At 58.5% G+C, this 16,833-nt stretch carries 12 protein-coding genes and 1 pseudogene; 9 read left to right on the top strand and 4 right to left on the bottom strand.

All coding sequences use genetic code 11. From position 1 onward, the window contains the following. Positions 1–408: 408 nt before the first annotated feature. Positions 409–600 carry a hypothetical protein gene (locus ACP2YO_RS13945; protein ID WP_426441352.1) on the top strand — a complete coding sequence of 64 codons (192 nt, stop codon included), beginning with the start codon at positions 409–411 and terminating at the stop codon, positions 598–600. A gap of 721 nt (positions 601–1,321) precedes the next feature. Next, positions 1,322–1,690: pseudogene (locus ACP2YO_RS13940) on the top strand (transglutaminase-like cysteine peptidase); the annotation flags it as partial. A gap of 192 nt (positions 1,691–1,882) precedes the next feature. Here the strand turns inward: ACP2YO_RS13940 and ACP2YO_RS13935 are convergent. Then, entirely contained in the window at positions 1,883–2,032 is a 150-nt protein-coding gene (locus ACP2YO_RS13935; RefSeq protein WP_426443551.1) for a hypothetical protein, read from the bottom strand. Positions 2,033–2,767: 735 nt separating this feature from the next. Between ACP2YO_RS13935 and ACP2YO_RS13930 the strand changes: the two genes are divergently transcribed. Continuing rightward, the gene (locus ACP2YO_RS13930) at positions 2,768–2,953 is read left to right on the top strand and encodes a hypothetical protein (protein WP_426441351.1); all 186 of its coding nucleotides are present in this window, start codon (positions 2,768–2,770) and stop codon (positions 2,951–2,953) included. Between the two features lie 170 nt (positions 2,954–3,123). Here ACP2YO_RS13930 and ACP2YO_RS13925 read toward each other — a convergent pair whose 3' ends face one another. From ACP2YO_RS13925 to nifA, 3 genes are all read right to left on the bottom strand, one after another. Then, positions 3,124–3,372 (bottom strand): hypothetical protein, encoded by a 249-nt coding sequence (locus ACP2YO_RS13925; RefSeq protein ID WP_426441350.1) that lies wholly within the window; start codon positions 3,370–3,372, stop codon positions 3,124–3,126. 180 nt (positions 3,373–3,552) lie between these two features. After that, on the bottom strand, positions 3,553–4,392 hold the full coding sequence (locus ACP2YO_RS13920) for an electron transfer flavoprotein subunit beta/FixA family protein (protein WP_426441349.1): 840 nt from the start codon (positions 4,390–4,392) through the stop codon (positions 3,553–3,555). Between the two features lie 203 nt (positions 4,393–4,595). Next, entirely contained in the window at positions 4,596–6,362 is a 1,767-nt protein-coding gene (gene nifA, locus ACP2YO_RS13915) for a nif-specific transcriptional activator NifA (protein ID WP_426441348.1), read from the bottom strand. A 2,280-nt stretch (positions 6,363–8,642) separates the two neighbouring features. On the opposite strand from nifA, the gene ACP2YO_RS13910 reads away from it, so the two are divergent. The 6 genes from ACP2YO_RS13910 (at position 8,643) to ACP2YO_RS13885 (ending at position 16,699) form a co-directional block, all read left to right on the top strand. Next, the gene (locus tag ACP2YO_RS13910) at positions 8,643–11,138 is read left to right on the top strand and encodes a 2-aminoethylphosphonate--pyruvate transaminase (RefSeq protein WP_426441347.1); all 2,496 of its coding nucleotides are present in this window, start codon (positions 8,643–8,645) and stop codon (positions 11,136–11,138) included. 31 nt (positions 11,139–11,169) lie between these two features. After that, positions 11,170–12,234 carry a fatty acid desaturase gene (locus tag ACP2YO_RS13905; RefSeq protein WP_426441346.1) on the top strand — a complete coding sequence of 355 codons (1,065 nt, stop codon included), beginning with the start codon at positions 11,170–11,172 and terminating at the stop codon, positions 12,232–12,234. A 29-nt stretch (positions 12,235–12,263) separates the two neighbouring features. Next, entirely contained in the window at positions 12,264–13,049 is a 786-nt protein-coding gene (locus ACP2YO_RS13900; protein WP_426441345.1) for a gamma-glutamyl-gamma-aminobutyrate hydrolase family protein, read from the top strand. Positions 13,050–13,182: 133 nt separating this feature from the next. Then, positions 13,183–14,082, top strand: a complete 900-nt coding sequence (locus tag ACP2YO_RS13895) for an EamA family transporter (protein WP_426441344.1) — start codon at positions 13,183–13,185, stop codon at positions 14,080–14,082. After that, entirely contained in the window at positions 14,079–15,365 is a 1,287-nt protein-coding gene (locus ACP2YO_RS13890) for an ATP-grasp domain-containing protein (RefSeq protein ID WP_426441343.1), read from the top strand. Before ACP2YO_RS13895 ends, ACP2YO_RS13890 begins: the two co-directional genes overlap by 4 nt. Continuing rightward, on the top strand, positions 15,365–16,699 hold the full coding sequence (locus ACP2YO_RS13885; RefSeq protein WP_426441342.1) for a glutamine synthetase family protein: 1,335 nt from the start codon (positions 15,365–15,367) through the stop codon (positions 16,697–16,699). Before ACP2YO_RS13890 ends, ACP2YO_RS13885 begins: the two co-directional genes overlap by 1 nt. Positions 16,700–16,833 lie beyond the last annotated feature (134 nt).

Below are 16,833 nucleotides of genomic sequence, written 5' to 3'. Positions count from 1 at the left end.
CCACTCTTCTCGCGATGGCTGCGCCCCTTTTGACCGATCGATCGGGTCGAGCGGCTGAAATATCTTTGGGATTCCAAAGTCGAGAATAGATTCCTGCGTGCGGTTTATGACCCGTGCGACACCGACTGGCGAGCAGATTGGCCGATGCGAGCGAAGGAAACACTTCAAATGCTCGTGGCTCGAGCTAGCTGGACTCTTGTCGGGAAGCGGCCAGGTCGGCAAATTCAATTGGCGTCATTTGTCAACCTCTCCCGCTCCGCCGCCGATCGTGCCAGCTCGTAATATTCGTCCGCGATCTTAAGCAGCCTGCCTTTCGACCTTGGACATGCGAACGACTCCGCCTTAGCCAGCGTCGCTTCAGCTCGCTGCAGCCAATGTTTCGGACCGTGCAATGGATCTTTGCGGTTCATGGCGATCGACATGCAACGGCCGGACCAAGCGATGCGGCATCCGGTTTCCGTATTGATACGTAGGGAGTTCACGCGCGGAAGTCGCAATTTCTTCAAGAAGGACGCAAAACCACTGTTCGACCAAACGGACTTCCGTGAAACCAGGCCTCCAGTTAACGGCAATGTACTGACCGTGTCTGACCGCAAATGAACTGTCCGTCATCGTCTACCGACGAAAGCTGGTGTGACGTGCTTTGGGATTCCTCCCCCGACCGATTGCCTTGGCCGCGGCTCTCTGCGCGGATCACGGTGTCGGTCAGACCCTCCTCGGCGATAAACAGAACTGCCACTTTTTGGTGAACGCTTCTGCACAGAAAATTGTTCAGGAGCGATATGAGTCCGAACATATCGCACTACACCGGGGCTTGAATCGCACGTGGCGTCAGATTGCACGATTTCGGACCGGGTTGTTGGGACTTCTGCTCGTCCCCAATCTCTCCTCGGGCGGTAACAGCGACTGCACATGTCTTGCATTCTTTCTTGCATTTGTTCTTGCATTTTTGGAGTCACGCCGAACTGGTTGCCGGATCGAAGTAGACCCGTCAATGATTTGCGGATTGCGGCGTCACGGACGCGCTGCAGATGACCGAACGTTCGGATGGTGGCGTTCCGTGTACCGCTGGGCAGCCTCAGACCTGCACCGCAATTGGTCGGTCGACTCCTGCTCGCGATCTCCGGATCCGATCGGTCGTCTGTCAGCAACAGCATGCGCAGGACGTCGATCCTGGCTGCGATCGCAGCCGCCACGATCATGATCATCTGTCAAACGATGACGGCCGCTCGATCGGACGACGGGACGTTGGCGGGCATGCCGACCGTCCCCCCGTCGACGCCCGCGCATCTCAAGTTTGACGGTCCGGCGCTTGCCCCCGATGGCGCACACCATGTTTTGCGAGCGCTACCAGAAGGAATGCCGTGGCGGCCCGCTCTTTCGAGGCGGTCCGGTCCTCCTGACGGAGGCACGGTGGAGACGTCTGAACGAGATCAACCAGACCGTGAACCTCGCCATCATCCCAGAACGAAGCGAGCTCGGTCTGGTGCCAGAAGCCTGGCTCATTGATCCGGAGCGCGGCGACTGCAACGACTACGCCGTCAACAAGCGCCATAGGCTTCTCAACGGCGGATGGCCCGCGCGGACGCTGCTTCTCGCCGAGGTCGTGACCAGTTGGGGCAAGCATCATCTCGTTCTGGTGGTACGGACCAGCGCCAGGGACCTGGTGCTCGACAATTTGACCCCGGAGATCAGGCCGTGGTCGCGCGCACCCTATCGCTGGGTCCGAATTCAGTCGCCGGACAATGTGCGATATTTGGCGTACCGTCGCGCCGCACGGCGCGTAAGAGTTCGCCGGTCGACCCGGCGACCGCGGCGCCGAGCTACTGCACAGGATCGTCTGGCCGTCGGCGAACTCAACCGCTTCAGCCTGGACAGGAAGTTAACGCCCGAGCAGGTTCTCCGACGATGCCTCATTCGACAGCACCATGGTGGCGACGGTCGCGTTGTACTGGCTGCGCGAGGACCGCGGCCCAGACCGGGCGATCGAGGTCTTGTCCGGTGTCACCACCGACGAATCGGTGACGACCATGAAACCGATTCGCTGACCGTCGATCCGGCCCTCGCTCTGGACGTCGCCGCGAGAGTCGGGGCGATCCCGAGGTCGAACTCACGCGCGGCGCTTGGCGCGCGAGCGGTGCGTCTGTCGGACGCAGGTCAGTTTGCAAATACATCCCCCCGATTTGAGCAGCGGGTTCGATGGCTACCGATGCGTTCCTGCGCTCTGCAGACCCACTGCAGCGATACCTGCGACGCCCGGTCGCACCACGGCGATACCGACATCGGCAGTGCTCGCACTCGGATACGAAGGTAGAGGAAAGAGAATCGCCAAGCCTGGGCCGTCGGGCGCCGCGCCGTCTGTCAAACCTTCCGCTGCCTGCATCATGGTTTGGTCGCGAAACACCTGATGCGCCCATGGAGAACCTTGGGCGCAGCCGGTATGGACAGACCTACGGTTAGCGCTATCCAAACATAGCCGGCCGGTGACTCCGAAGCAGCCTGTTCCGTCACGCCGCGCAGTTGCCGGAAGGCGCGTCACATTGTTTCCAGAACGGAAATAAGTTCAACTACGCTATCGAAACGGCTTGAACCGGACGCTGCGTCAGATTGTAGACATGGCGACAATGACCATACCTAAACCGCGTAAACGTCGACAGCTATGGGCTGCGGCGAAAGCCGGCCCCGCGCCCGCCGCAATTGCCGAACCGCCAGAGTCTGTGGCGGTTCGCTTGATCGCGCCTGTGCGCTGTCGCGAAGGAGACAAGCAATGATGATACCGTTGCGAATGATGGCAACGCTCGAATCAATCGAACGGATGTTTCTGAAGATTCGGGCATTGATCGACACAGACGACTCGATCCCGCTTGAGCTACGGGCGGCGCTGCACACGACGCTGGATCGGCATCTTCACCTAGAAAAGGAGCGTCTTTTCAGCGTTGTTAGAGGTCGATAGGCATCGATGCCCGTTGTTAGGAAACGACGATCTGCCGCGGATGATGAGGTGCGCAGAGCGGCTTCGAACCGGACTGGGCCAAGCGGTTCACCGTTCAGATCCTGTCCACAAACCGCGTGCCTTGAATCGCGGTCGCGCTCCCGTTGCGCGCCGTCATTTGGCTTTGAGCCTCACCTCGTCAGAAGTTCCAGCATCTTGTTGCAAGCCTCCTCGGCATCCGCGAACCTTCTAAAGGGCGAGCCGGCGATCTTGATCGCGCCACGCCCCCCATGAAGGCGACGCCATGACGCCACATAGCCGGGACGTCCGCGAAAGCCGCGGCCCGTGGGGCTCTGATAGGTCACCACGAACGAAAAGCCATCGTCGCTTGCGCTCCATACGTCCAAATGCTCGACGGCACGGTGCAATCGCAGGATCATCGAACCCGCCCCGGCCGAGAGCGGACGGAATGAGAACTCGAATCCGGCAAGCTGTCTTGACAGTCGAGAGCCGCCGCGCAACTTGCAGCGCCATGTTCACCCACCTGCCGTCCGCCAACGTGAACCCATTGTCGACGGACGTCGTCTGACATTGCTCGTTGTGCAACACTGTCGAAATCATCAGCCCCGAGCCAGGGCCGCAAGTTCGGTTTCAAGCTTGGGCTCGTGCTTGAAGATGGCGTCGATCAACGCTTGCGCGGGCCGCGCGGCAGCATCCACCAGCGTTGCCTTCTCAGCACGCGCAGAGGGCGCGAAGACACGTTTGACGACGGTCGGCGAGCCCTTGAGACCGCATTTGGAGATATCCTCGACGCCGGCCTGCTGCGCATTCCATTTCACGATCGGAGCTCGGGCCGCCCGCAGAGCATCCGCCATTGTGCCGCGGCGAATCTGGCTGGTCGCCTCGAGCATGGTGATGAGCGACGGCAGCCTGGAGCGCAGCACCTGCACGCCGCCTTCGGAGCGCCGTTCCGCCTCAATTGTGCGTGTGGCGAGATCGAGAGTCCCGATCTTGGCGACATAAGTGAGCTGGAGCACGCCAAGCCGCCTCGCGATACCTGGCCCAACCTGCGCGGTGTCGCCGTCGATGGTCTGCTTGCCTGTGAAGATGAGGTCGGGCGGGCCGTAGTCCCTCCCGATCTTGCGGATGGCGGTCGCGAGTGCGTAGGTCGTTGCCAGGGTGTCTGCGCCCGCGAAGTAGCGGTCGGTAAGCAGTACAGCGCGATCGGCGCCAAAGGTCAGTGCTTTGCGCAAGGTGTCTTCGGCCGAGGGCGGCCCCATTGTGAGGACGGTGATCTCCCCGCCGAACTTATCCCGCAGCTCCAGCGCAGCTTCGAGCGCGAAGAGGTCATAGGGATTGATGATGGTCGGCACTCCCTGACGCATGATCGTGTTGGTCACGGGGTGCACGCGGATTTGTGCGGAATCAGGGACCTGCTTGACGCAGACAACATTGTGCATGTGCTTCTCCAGAAAATTTCGCGGACCGGAGAGAGAACAGCAAGTGTCGTACCATTTGGTGGTTCAAAGAGTCACCAAACATACCATAAGTGCCGCGAGCGTCAGGATCATGTAGCCCGACATGGACGGCGACAGACGTCCGACATCCGTCGTCATCGCGACAGCGCTCATGCGCACCAACACGGCACGACACCGAGAATCCCCTAGAAGCGCTTGATCTCGATGCGGTATTTCCTCAGCGCGTAACCAATCTGGCGGGGTGTCAAGCCAAGCAGGCGCGCCGCCTTTGCCTGAACCCAGCCTGACCTCTCCATGGCCGCAACGACACGCTCAGGATCGGTCATCCCTCCAGCATTTACGAGGGCAGCGCCGACAGGTCCGAGCGACGCCTGCGCGCTGTCGACAGGCGTGAGCGCAACCGCGGCGGACGTAGCGGCTCCAGCGCAGGCCGCGTTCGCCCTTACGGACCCTGGTCCGATCGAACGTCCGTGCAGCGGCATGTCTTCCGGTCCGCTCTTCCACAGCATCGCGGAAAGGCATTGGCCGTGGCAGCAGGCAAAGTCCTCCCTGCGGACCGACGGTCCCGGCGCGAGAGTCGCCGTCCGCTGCACGCAATTTTCGAGCTCGCGCACATTACCTGGAAAACCGCAATTCATCAGCACGTCGGTCGCGCTCGAATCGAAAGTCAACGTACGGCCGTTTTCAGCGTTGAAGTTCCTGAGAAACTCGGCGGCGAGCAGCGGAATATCACTACGCCGTTCGCGCAACGGCGGCAGCAGCAGAGGAACCACGCTGATGCGGTAATAAAGATCGGCGCGGAACGCGTTGCTTGCCACGGCCTCTTCCAAGTTCTTATTCGTGGCGGCAATGACGCGAACATCGACTTTGATGGTCTGGTTGCCGCCGACGCGTTCGAATTCCTGTTCTTGCAGAACGCGCAGCAGCTTTGCCTGAAACGCGCCTGAGATCTCGCCGATCTCGTCCAGAAACAGCGTCCCCTTGTCGGCAAGCTCGAAGCGCCCCCTGCGTGAACTGAAGGCGCCGGTAAATGCACCCTTCTCATGGCCGAACAACTCGGATTCCAGCACCGTCTCGGAAAGTGCCGCACAGTTGAGCTTGACGAAGGGCCGCTTGGCGCGTGACGACTGCGCGTGAATGGCCTTGGCAACCAGCTCCTTCCCGGTACCGGATTCGCCGCGCAACAGAACCGTGCTGTTCGATTTGGCAACCACCGCGATCTTCTCGAGCAGCCGGCTCAGCGCCGGACTGTCGCCGATGATCCCTTCCACATCAATTCTCTTGCGTTCGCGCGCAGGTTGCTGGAGTTCGGACAATTGCTTTTGCAATCGGTTCTTTTCCGCCATCAGTCGCTCGCGGTCGCTCGCGAACAGCCGATGCAGCTTCACGGTTTGGCCCACCAGATTGGCGACCATAGCAAGCAGCCTCACGTCGGACTCGAGCCGAACGTTCGAGCTGTTGTCCAGGATACGGTCGACCGTCAGCGTGCCGACGATTTTCGTGTCGATGCGGATCGGAACCCCGATGAATGACACCCGTGTGGCTTCGGAGACGCCGAGCACGTCCCGGTCGGCGTCACTGAAGGCCGAATGGACTGCGATGTCGTCGGTCACAAGCGGCATGTCTGTCGCAACGATCTGGTCGATGGCGTTCTGCGGCAGACACATCCGGTACCGCTCATCGCTGCCTTCAGTCCAGCCGGCGCCCACGGTAACGTCTGGAAGGCCATCATTGTCGAAAAGAGAGATGATGCCGTGCCGCGTCTGCACAAAGGATTGCAGGAGATCCACGACGTTGGCCAACGTGACTTCCAGCCGGCACAGGCTGGTAAGCACCTTCGCAATTTCAAAGACGCCGGTGAGCGCGCTTTCGTGCAACGGTACGATGGGGACGGCGTGGTCGGTCTCCGACACTGACTGAGACCCTTCACGTACGGAAGCTATATTCAGCATGACGACGTCTCCGTTGTTCCGAGCATCGCCCTACCACCTTGCTCGGATGTTGCGAGTATGCGTTGCGTCTCATCCTCGATCTCGCGTCCGCTTCCGGGACTCCGGCGACCGATAGCGCATTTTTGTGGCATCGTTGTAACGAACAGCGGCATTGACTTTCTTCTTAGAAAAATCGTCACGCGATTTCAGAGTGCAACACGAGTTCCATCAATGTTGCGTGCGTCGTCTTCGCTCTTCCGATCCGGACAGTCAACGATCACGAGCTGTTGGCAAACACGCAAGGGCATCTCAGTGCTCGCAAGATAGTTTACCCGCTCGGCCCTAGGCACATTGCCCACCCGAATATAGGAAAATGGCACCGGCGCCCTCTTCTTGTGCATCTGACCAGGCGCACCGCGACGCGCGTGATGTTTGGCGCGGAGACACGCTGCCGTATCCTGCGACTAAATGTCCGTCCAGGCCTTCGCGCGATGCGATCGCATTCATGCCAATTCCATGCGGCGCATCATCATACTCCAACTTGCGGGTGCGACACGTGAGCAACGCACTCCAGACACGCACACAGCGCCCATTTCGCGCACCCGCCGGTCAGCGCGCTGCAGGGTTTTGGCCACGGTAACACCGAGCGGTTTAGCCGACGAGTGTCCGTTCGCGAACAACTTGGCTGATTCCTGACGTCAAGCATGTTTGGTTCTGGACAACAATGCGAAGCACGCACGAACGCGATCTTCGTCTCCCTCCCGGCGCGCACAGCACCATGTCCTTGCTCGGTGCTGCCATTGATGCGCCACTGGCTTTTCGGCACTGCGGCGGAGCTCGCTAAACTCGATCACACACTATCCGATGTATCGCCACGCGCCATTTTGGCGATTTGGGTGCTGAAAGTCACGCACCGCCACGATCATTCCCGTTCTCCGGCCCTCGAATTGCCGGGCTCACTTGCGGCGAAGCGAGCTCAATGAACAACGAAGAGGAGTGTCTCTTCCCGGAGCGAGATAAGATGCAAGGAAACGACGGCACGCCGCGCTGGTCGTCGTGCCAGTGGAAGAGCACGCCAATCCGAACGTAGCCCATGTCGCACGCGCGATTCGCCTGCCGGGTTGACGGCACAATTCATGAACCTCTCAGCACTTTGGTCGAACGGACCTCGCGCAGCATGTTGCGCCCTCGCATTGTGAAGCATCTTTCGAGCAAATTCGCCCGCGACCAGGATGGCCGCGGCCCCTCAGGAGGCCTCCCAATCAAGGGCCCCTGGCAAGACATCGCGACAAATACGCAAGGAGACTGCACTTTGGCGCTTCGCGAGCTCGGTGCAGCCGTACGCCATGGAGTAGATCGTCCGGCATAGTGTCGTTTGCGAGCAAGATAGCCCCAACGCCTCAAGCGTCAGCGAAGACCGATCGCCTGCGAGAACGAATCCACGACTCACCAAAACGCACGCCTCAACAATTAAGAGCGCTGTCCGCCGATTGCCGAAATCGACGTCCCGGGCTTTCCGAAACACGCATCCCTTGACGACTCGTAATCGTGGATGCGGCCCTTGTTGTCGTCGCACCCGGACACTTCGAGCCTGGAAATATATTTAAGAACGAGTTCTCGAGGGGGCTTGAATCGCACCTAGCGTCAAGTTGTACCTTCTCGAAGCCGGGCGGCGGCGGTCTTCGGTTCTCTACAGCTCTCCCATGAGTAACGAGATTGCGAATGTCTCTAGTCTCTGTATCAAGCGACACGTGTTCCGCCACCAAGTGCTGTTCGAGATCAGCTGAGGCTAAGTTGGCATTCACGCGCGATGGTCCCAAGCAGACCGTTGGCGAACTTGTCGATATGCAACTGACGACCACCGGCCAGACATAGCAGATTGGCAATTCTCCGCACTCGCGACAGAGCTCAAACCCGCACAGCTGCAATGGCTTCGCAGCGGCGCGGTACCGGTCGGCGGTACAACGACGCTCAGTGCCAGGAGAGACTGGCGGTCGCACCGATTGCGATCGGCAACGTGGTCGCAACTCGATTTTCAGGAGGGTCGGATGATATCAGCGAGATGCTTTGACGGCGCGGCTCGGCATCTGGGGGAAGCTGTGAAGCGTGGTTTCCGGTTCGCTTCCGGCGGTCGTCAGGCGAAGCGTCGCATCGACAGAGCCGCATCGACAGAGACGGGACTTACTGCGTTCCGCACCACAGCGAAGGAGATGGGTCGTTCCTCGCTCTTTACCGCAGCTTTGATCGGGCTTCGTCCGCCGGGCGTGCGGTAATGCTCCGGACCCATTGGTAGATACCACTATGATGGAGAATGACGTGACAACTCAGCCGCGCTCTTTGCTGACACCTGGTCCAATGTCGCTCTCGTCGACGGTTAAGACCCAGATGCAGCTTGACCTTGCATCTCGTGATTTCGAATTCAAGGAAGTGACGGCCCGCATGAGGCGGCTGGTGCTCAATCTGTCGGGAAACGCAGAAGCCTATTCGGTGGTCCCCATCCAGGGAGGCGGCTCGTTCGGAATGGAAGCCGCCCTTTCTTCATTTGTCTCCCAGGCCGACAGGCCGCTCGTTTGTATCAACGGCATCTATGGCGAGCGTATTCTCACAATTCTACGGTTGTGGGGTGTTCCTGCGCTGGCGCTGGTCAAACGCGCCACCGAGGCTTTGGACCCTGAGGAAATTGCCGAACGTCTGAGCCGAGATCCAGGCATCACGCACCTATGTTTTGTTCATTGCGAGACCACGACCGGGATCATCAATCCGCTCGAGCCGATCGTAGAACGGGCGAGGCGACGGGGGGTAAAGACCATCGTTGACGGGATGAGTTCGTTCGGCGCGATCCACATCGACCTCACCTGTGGCGGACCAGACGTCCTGGTTACCTCAAGCAACAAGTGCATAGAAGGCCCCCCGGGCGTCGCATTTGTCATTTCTTCCCGCGCCCTTCTTGAGAATGCGGCTCAACCGCCACGGTCCTTTGTGCTCGACGTGAGAGATCAATGGCTTTCGCTCGAGCGCACAGGTGAATGGCGATCTACACCTCCTACACATATTGTTCAGGCTGCCACAAAGGCGCTGGAGATTCTCGACGATGAAGGCATCGATGGCAGGCGCCGCAGGTACGAGACGATCAGGCACCGCATCATCGACGAACTCGACGGTGTCGTGCACCCTCTTCTCTCGGCGAACTTGCAGTCACCCATTTGCGTAGCGTTCACCGCGCCGACTGGAATTGCGGATCAGGTCGCGTTTGATCGGCTGTACCGGTACCTGGCGGCCCATAATCTTTACGTCTACTCGAGACTACATCTGCCCACCCGAAGCTTTCGGATTGGCTGTATCGGGGAAATCCAATCCAGTTGGATCGAGCAGTTGGGGTGTGCCGTTCGCGCATTTTTCCGGTCCGGTCGGACTTCTTTTGCAGGACCGGTGTCCGCCCAGGACAGTTGCGAGAGTCATGCCGAGATGTCGCATCCACGGCCTGTCACCTCGCGGCACCCGTTTTCTACCGAAACTGCCGTTCTGCACGCGGGATACCGTCGCGATCCCACGACCAAAGCTGTGGCAGTACCGATTTACCAGAATACGGCCTATGAGCTCGACGGTGATCTCAGCCATATTGCCGACGTCTACAACGTAAAGGCCGATGGATTCACCTATACTCGGATCATCAATCCAACCACGCGCGCGCTGGAAAGACGGTATGCCGCCGTCGACATGGCAAGCGACTCGCTCGCTGTCGCATCAGGCCAAGCGGCGACGTTTCTTGCGATCGTAAACCTTTCGAGTGGCGAGGTGGGGGATAATGTCGTCGCCTCTCCGTACCTCTACGGCAATACCTGGAACCTGCTCCACAACACGTTAAGGCGCCTTGGTATCAGTGTCAGGACGGCCGACCCTCGAAAGCCCGAGACTTTCGAATCTGCCATTGACGATCGCACGATATGCCTGTTCGGGGAGGTGATCTCGAATCCCTGCCTGATACCGCTTCCTGTCGGGCAGCTGGCAGAGATCGGCAGAAAGCATGGCGTCCCCCTGGTTGTCGACAATACAACGAGCCCACTGCTGTGCCAGCCGTCAGCCCTTGGAGCTGCGATTACGACGTACTCCGCAACCAAATATATTTGCGGCCATGGCACAACGCTCGGTGGACTGATCGTTGACAACGGTACGTTCAATTACCAGGGAAATTCCCGCTTCCCATTGTTCAACAATCCCGACGACGCTCACGGCGGCATTATCTGGCGCGATGCACTGCGCAATCTCGATGATCTTGGACAGAGCGAGTATCTGTTGAAAGCTCGAATGACTTGGTTGCGGGACACCGGCGCGGCCATCTCCCCCTTTGCAAGCTTTCAAATCATTCAGGGGCTTGAAACACTGCCTCTTCGCATGAGGCAGCACTGCGCAAACGCCAAGATCGTGGCCGACGTTCTTCAAGACCATCCAAAAGTGCGCCGTGTCTTCTACCCAGGTCTCTTTGAAGGATTTGATCGAGAAATCGTCGATCAGACACTCGACGCTTCGTACGGATACGGGGCGATGGTCATGTTTGAGGTCGAGGACGAGCAAGCCGGCCGTAAGTTCATCCAGAACGTCGACCTGATGTATCACGTTTCGAACGTAGGGGATACCCGCACGCTCGTGACGCATCCTGTTTCGACCACTCACACCACCGTCCCGCGGGAAAAGCGCGAAGCCGCAGGCATATTCGGTGGCTCGATCCGGCTTTGCGTCGGCATCGAGGACGTCAACGACATCATCAACGATCTAACCAAGGCGCTTTCCGCAATCTGACCCGCTGAAGGGCTATCATGAAGGAATTGTCATGACACAGACAGATGCTTGGAAACTGAGGTCGTCACGCTTTGAGGCGGCTCAATTCAGCCCCGAGATCAATAGGCAGCTCGCGAAGCTGAAAACCGACAACGTAACGGCGGTCGCCTATATCGCAAAAGATTATGCGATCATGGCAGCTTGCGCGCTCGCGACGGTCTATCTGTCGTGGTGGCTATATCCCCTCGCGGTTCTCATGATCGGCGCCCATCAGCGTGGATTAACGACAATCTCTCACGACGCGGCTCACCGCACGCTCGCAAGGAACACAATTTGGAATAACGTCCTGGGGATTCTGTTTGCCGCCTACCCCCTGTTCCAGCGCCATTGGGCATATCGGATTTCACATGTGTACTTGCATCATCCGAATCTCGGCGACCCGGAGAAGGACCCGGATCTCAAGTTCTTTCTGGCCAGCGGCGTTTACGACGTCCAATCTCCAGGTCGGTACGACTTTACTATCATCTGGAAGCCCATATTGGGCGGCGCGACAGTCGCGTATCTGCAATATCTTTGGAAGAATCGGTTTTCGATAACAGATATCGAGGACCAGAAATTGGATCGATCGAGCATCCTGATCGATACGTATGGCTTCTATGTTTTCTGGATCGCCATACTGGTCGGTTTCTATGCTCTTGGGCTCATCCACATTCTCGTCCTGTTCTGGATCGTGCCCTATCTCACCACGTTTCAGATCCTCGGCTGGTTTGTCGAAATCGCCGAACACTCGCCCATGTGCGAGACCGAGACCACGAACGTCCATCTGACGCGGAACAGGAAAGGGACCCTTCTGGAGCGGGTCATCTTTGGGGTGAACCTGGATCAATACCACCTCGAGCACCATCTGTCGCCCGGCATCCCGTTCTGGCACTTGCCCAAAGCTCAAAAGCTCCGAATGCAGGACCCTCGGTACTCACGTGTTGCCTCCACCTGGGGCGGGCTTTTCGTCAAAGGCCCCCAAGGCCAACCGAGCGTCATGACTCAGCTGAAGGAACGAAACCGACGCTTGTATGAGCAGTCTCAGGCCGGCGCACGTGCGCGGGAGCAAGTCGCGTGATGGCGCCAGGGGCATACCCGATCCGAGCCGTGGTCGCCGTCACCTCGAACCGCCTTCTGGTCGATGGTGTTCACCGCGACTGGTTGCGCCGCAAATACGTCCAAGCCCTCGTTCGTTATGCGGGCGTGTCGTGCGTGATATTGCCAACAATCGATGCTGAGGATGCAAGAGCCGATATTGTCCAGACGATGATGCGCAGGGTCGACGGCCTGGTGCTGACAGGTGATGAATCGAATATTGATCCTGCCATCTTGACGGCGCCCACATCCGGTAGCGTGACAAGCCGGCAAGACGTTGAATTTGGCATCTGCGATCGTCCACGTGACAGGTTGTCGTCTGTCGCCATCGAGCGAGCCGTCGCCCTCGGAATGCCGATATTGGGTATTTGCCGCGGGCTTCAGGAGCTCAATGTCTATTATGGAGGGACGCTTCACTCATCTCTTTCGCAGTGGAACCCAGACAGTGGCCAGATGCATGCTGAGAACGCAGATCTGCCAAGGGATCGCCAATACGATGTGACGCACGGCGTCAAGATCTGTTCTGATGGCGCGCTGTTTGCCATCGCGGATGCGACCGAAGCACAAGTCAACTCCCTGCATAATCAAGGCATTGCGAAACTCGCCGATGCGCTGAAGCGGGAAGCCTGGACGTCGGACGGCCTCGTCGAAGCAGCGTCAATAGCGAACGCGCCGACGCTGCAGATCGGTGTGCAGTGGCACCCCGAATGGCACGCTGCAACCGATCCACTCAGCCAGCGCATTTTCAGTGCATTTGGAGCGGCTTGCGTTGCGTACTGCCAAAGAAACAACCGATAGGACGCGCGTCGTGCAATTCCAATCAAAACGCGGTCATTTGCAGGCGAAAGGAGAACCTCTCGGAAGTGGTTCGAGAACTCGGTCCTCGTTTCGCGCTGTTTCGCTCACGGCGCACAGGCTGAGCGGGCGGTTCGTGAATCGCTTTGCCGCAGGCGTGCTCTTCGTGGCCCTTTACGTCGTTGTGAGCGCGGCAGGCGAGGTCTATGCGGCCGCATATTTTCAGCAGGCCGATATATACAGCACTCTCCTGTTGTCCTTTGTCCTGGTATCCGTGACGTTCAACTGCCTGGTTGGCCGCCACGGCGGTCAACCAGGAGTCACGACGTCGTCTCTGATAGCCTTTGCCTCGCTCAACGTCGTCACAGCCGTTAGTTGGGTTGGCCTATTTGTCGGACTGAAGTACGCAGAACCCGCTATCGTTGTCACGTTCATGGTCGCATTGGGACCGTCTGCGACAGTGTGGTTGAACGCACTGATCCGCAAACAGGGGCTCCCCGCCAGATCGGACATTGCCGTAAGCGCCTTGGTTGCGATTATTGGCAGCTACATGATTTGGATCTCAGCAAGCGGCAACGCCGGCATCGCGTGGGGGCCTCGATCATCCTTTGGCATTTGCCTGGCAATTGTAGCCGGCCTATCGCTTGCGCTGACCAATATTCTCGTGAAGTGGCTCTTCGACCGTGGATTCTCCGGTCGACGAGTGTTGGCTCATCGCTTCTACGGGACAATCCTCCTGCTGCTGGTTTTGGGCGATCCTTCCTCGATTGTCCTCGAGATCTCACAGCGTTGGCCTGCGATCGTCATGGTCGCACTAACAACGATCATCGTTCCCTTGCTCGTGATCCAGGAGGGCATTCGCCGCGTCGAACCATTCACGGTCAACATGGTCCTGTCGACCAGTCCGATCATTACGTTTCTGTTCCAGTCTTTCGATACTCGTATCGCGTTTTCTTCTTATACGTTCTTTGGAGATGTCCTCATCACGGCTGTCGCCGTATCCAGCATCTACATGCAGTATCGGAGATCCGCATGAACGAACGGCATTGTGTGATAGTCGACGCATTCTCAACCGGCCGATACCTGCCGGACGAGTTCAAGCGTTACGGAATCAAGACTGTGCACGTCTTGTCGTCTGCGCAGATACCACCGGTTTTTCGTCCGCATTTCAACGCTGACCTCTATCATGAACTCATTCGACCGCCCGAGGGCATGACCGGCGAGGAACTCGTCGCATATCATCTGGAGGCTCTCCGAGGTCGAGACTTCGAGTTCATCATAGCCGGGTGCGAGACCGGAGTTGAACTGGCCGATGTCTTGTCCGAACGGCTTGGCTTGCCTTCGAATGGGACCGCCCTATCGGCCGCAAGGCGTGACAAATCGCTGTTGTCTGACGCCTTGACCTCTGCAGGCCTGCGATCGATCCGACAAATCGTGTCCAACCGTGCGGCGGACCTCAAGGGTTGGATGCTTCAGGAGGGCTTCGATGAAATCGTGGTCAAGCCGCTGAACAGCACCGGGACCGAAGATGTGTTCTTTTGCGCGAGCAATGCTGATGTCGAGCGAGCTTCAAACACCATCGTCGGAAAGACCAATCGTGCCGGAGCGTTGAATCGTTTTGCGCTTGGGCAGGAGAAGATAAGCGGTCAGCAATACACTGTGAACGCTGTCTCGATCCAAGGGGAACCGTTCGTCACCGAGGTCTGGACCTATCACACCGTTCCCATCAAGGGCGCGGCATCGGTCTGCTCACTGGAGCGGTTGCTGGATGGCAGGGACCCCGTTGTGGAAGAGCTGTCCGACTATCTGATGCGCGCGTTGCGGGCACTTGAGATTGTTAACGGACCCGCTCATGCCGAGATCATCGTCGACCATAGCGGGCCGGTTTTGGTGGACTTTGGCGCCAGGCTTCAAGGGACGATGTCGAGAATAGCTCGGACGATGGCGCTGGGTCACAACCACTTGACGCTCACGGCGTGGCGCTACGCAGATCCGGTCGGCTTTCTTGAGTATATGAGGCAACGCGGGCCTTACCGACGGCGGGCCCACGCACTGTGTGTCTCGCTTATCTCCGATGTGAGCGGTGTTGTTGGCGGCTATCCGGGACTTGGCGCAATCCACGAGCTCTCGAGCTTTGCGGATGCAATTGCATTCGTTCCCGTAGGCCAAACTCTGCTTCCTACGACCGATTTAGCATCGACACCAGGAATCGTATATCTTGTAAACGATGATCCGACCCAGCTTGAAGATGACTATCGCAAGTTGCGAGCGATGCGGATGGACCAAATCTTTGACTTGATTCCCCAAGGTCACGGGTAATGCCGAGCGAAATCCGGGTGACTGGCACCGATGGGTCCCGCGTGGCGCTGATTGGAGTCTGCGACTTTGACGGAATCCTTCGAGGGAAGCACGTAAGGGTCGAAGATATTTCGGATGGAAGCAGGATCAGGTTCTCTGAAGCCGTGCTCGCCTGGGACTGTTCGGACCAGGTGATACCGGCCAGTTTTGCCCAAAGGCCGCCATCAGCATTCGGAGACGCCGAGCTGCGTATTCTACCAGGCGCGGGCCGTGCTGTGTCCATCGGTCATGATCAGCCTGTCTACCTTGCTGAGTTCACAGGTGTTCATGAGAGCCTCTGCCCGCGTGGTGTTTTGCGCAAGATCCTGCGAAGAGCCGCCGATCACGGACACAGCTACACCGCTGCGTTCGAGTTTGAATTCATGCTTTTCAAGGAGAGCGCCGAGACAATCGATAAGAAGCCCTTTGATCAATGGACGCCGTTGACGCGCGGGCCATTCGGCTATTCCGTAACGCGCGCGGTGGCGAATAAAGCGCTGTTCGATGAGATCCTCGCGCTTTGTGAGAACGCCGGACTACCTCTCAGTGGACTCCACTTTGAAACCGGGCCTGGTGTGATTGAGGCCTCGCTTCGTCATTGTGACGCCTTGGATGCTGCGGATCGCGCCGTGGTATTCAAGTCGATGATAAAATCCTGGGCGCAGACCCGGGGCATGATGGCCACCTTTATGGCCAAGGTTTCTGAGAATTGGCCGGGTCAGTCGGGACATATTCACATCTCAATGTCATTGGACGGTCGAAATGCGTTTCACGACGGCGAGACCAGCCAGAACGTCTCAAACATGATGAGGCAATTCATCGGCGGACAGCTGAGGTACATGAAGGACTTCTGTGTGCTCGCCGCCCCCAACGCGAACAGCTACAAAAGACTGGTGGCCGGCTACTGGGCTCCTACCTGCCCAAGCTGGGGCGTTGATAACCGCTCCTGTGCGGTGAGGGTCATTCCGGGAGACCCGACGGCACACCGCCTTGAATACAGGCTGAGTGGCGCAGACGTGAACCCGTATCTCGCCCTATCGTGTGCTATCGGCTCCGGCATTCTGGGGATTGAAGAGAATGCTGTCTTAGCAGCGCCGATTGTTGGTGATGCAAGCGAGGAAGAACACCCCTGCTTCGAGCGGCTTCCGCAGAACTTGTCGGAGGCAACGAGCCGGTTTGCGCAATCGCCAAAGGCTCTTGAGCTTTTTGGTGACGGGTTTGTTGACGCCTTCTCTTGCTCCCGCCGCTGGGAATGGGAAGCTGTTCAAGATCGAGTCACCGATTTTGAACGCCAGCGGTACTTCGAGATCATTTAGCGTGGCAGCGTGTCCACTAGGAGTCCAATCATCCGGACGACGGTTCGACAGCCGTGCTTACACCATCCTTGACGAGTCGATCGCGTCACGCCGGTCGGCGTCGGCGCTGCGGTTCGATCCCTACCACTTTTTCC

The organism is Bradyrhizobium genosp. P (assembly GCF_049949265.1).
Taxonomy (GTDB): Bacteria; Pseudomonadota; Alphaproteobacteria; order Rhizobiales; family Xanthobacteraceae; genus Bradyrhizobium.
This window is presented reverse-complemented; position numbering and strand designations above follow the sequence as displayed.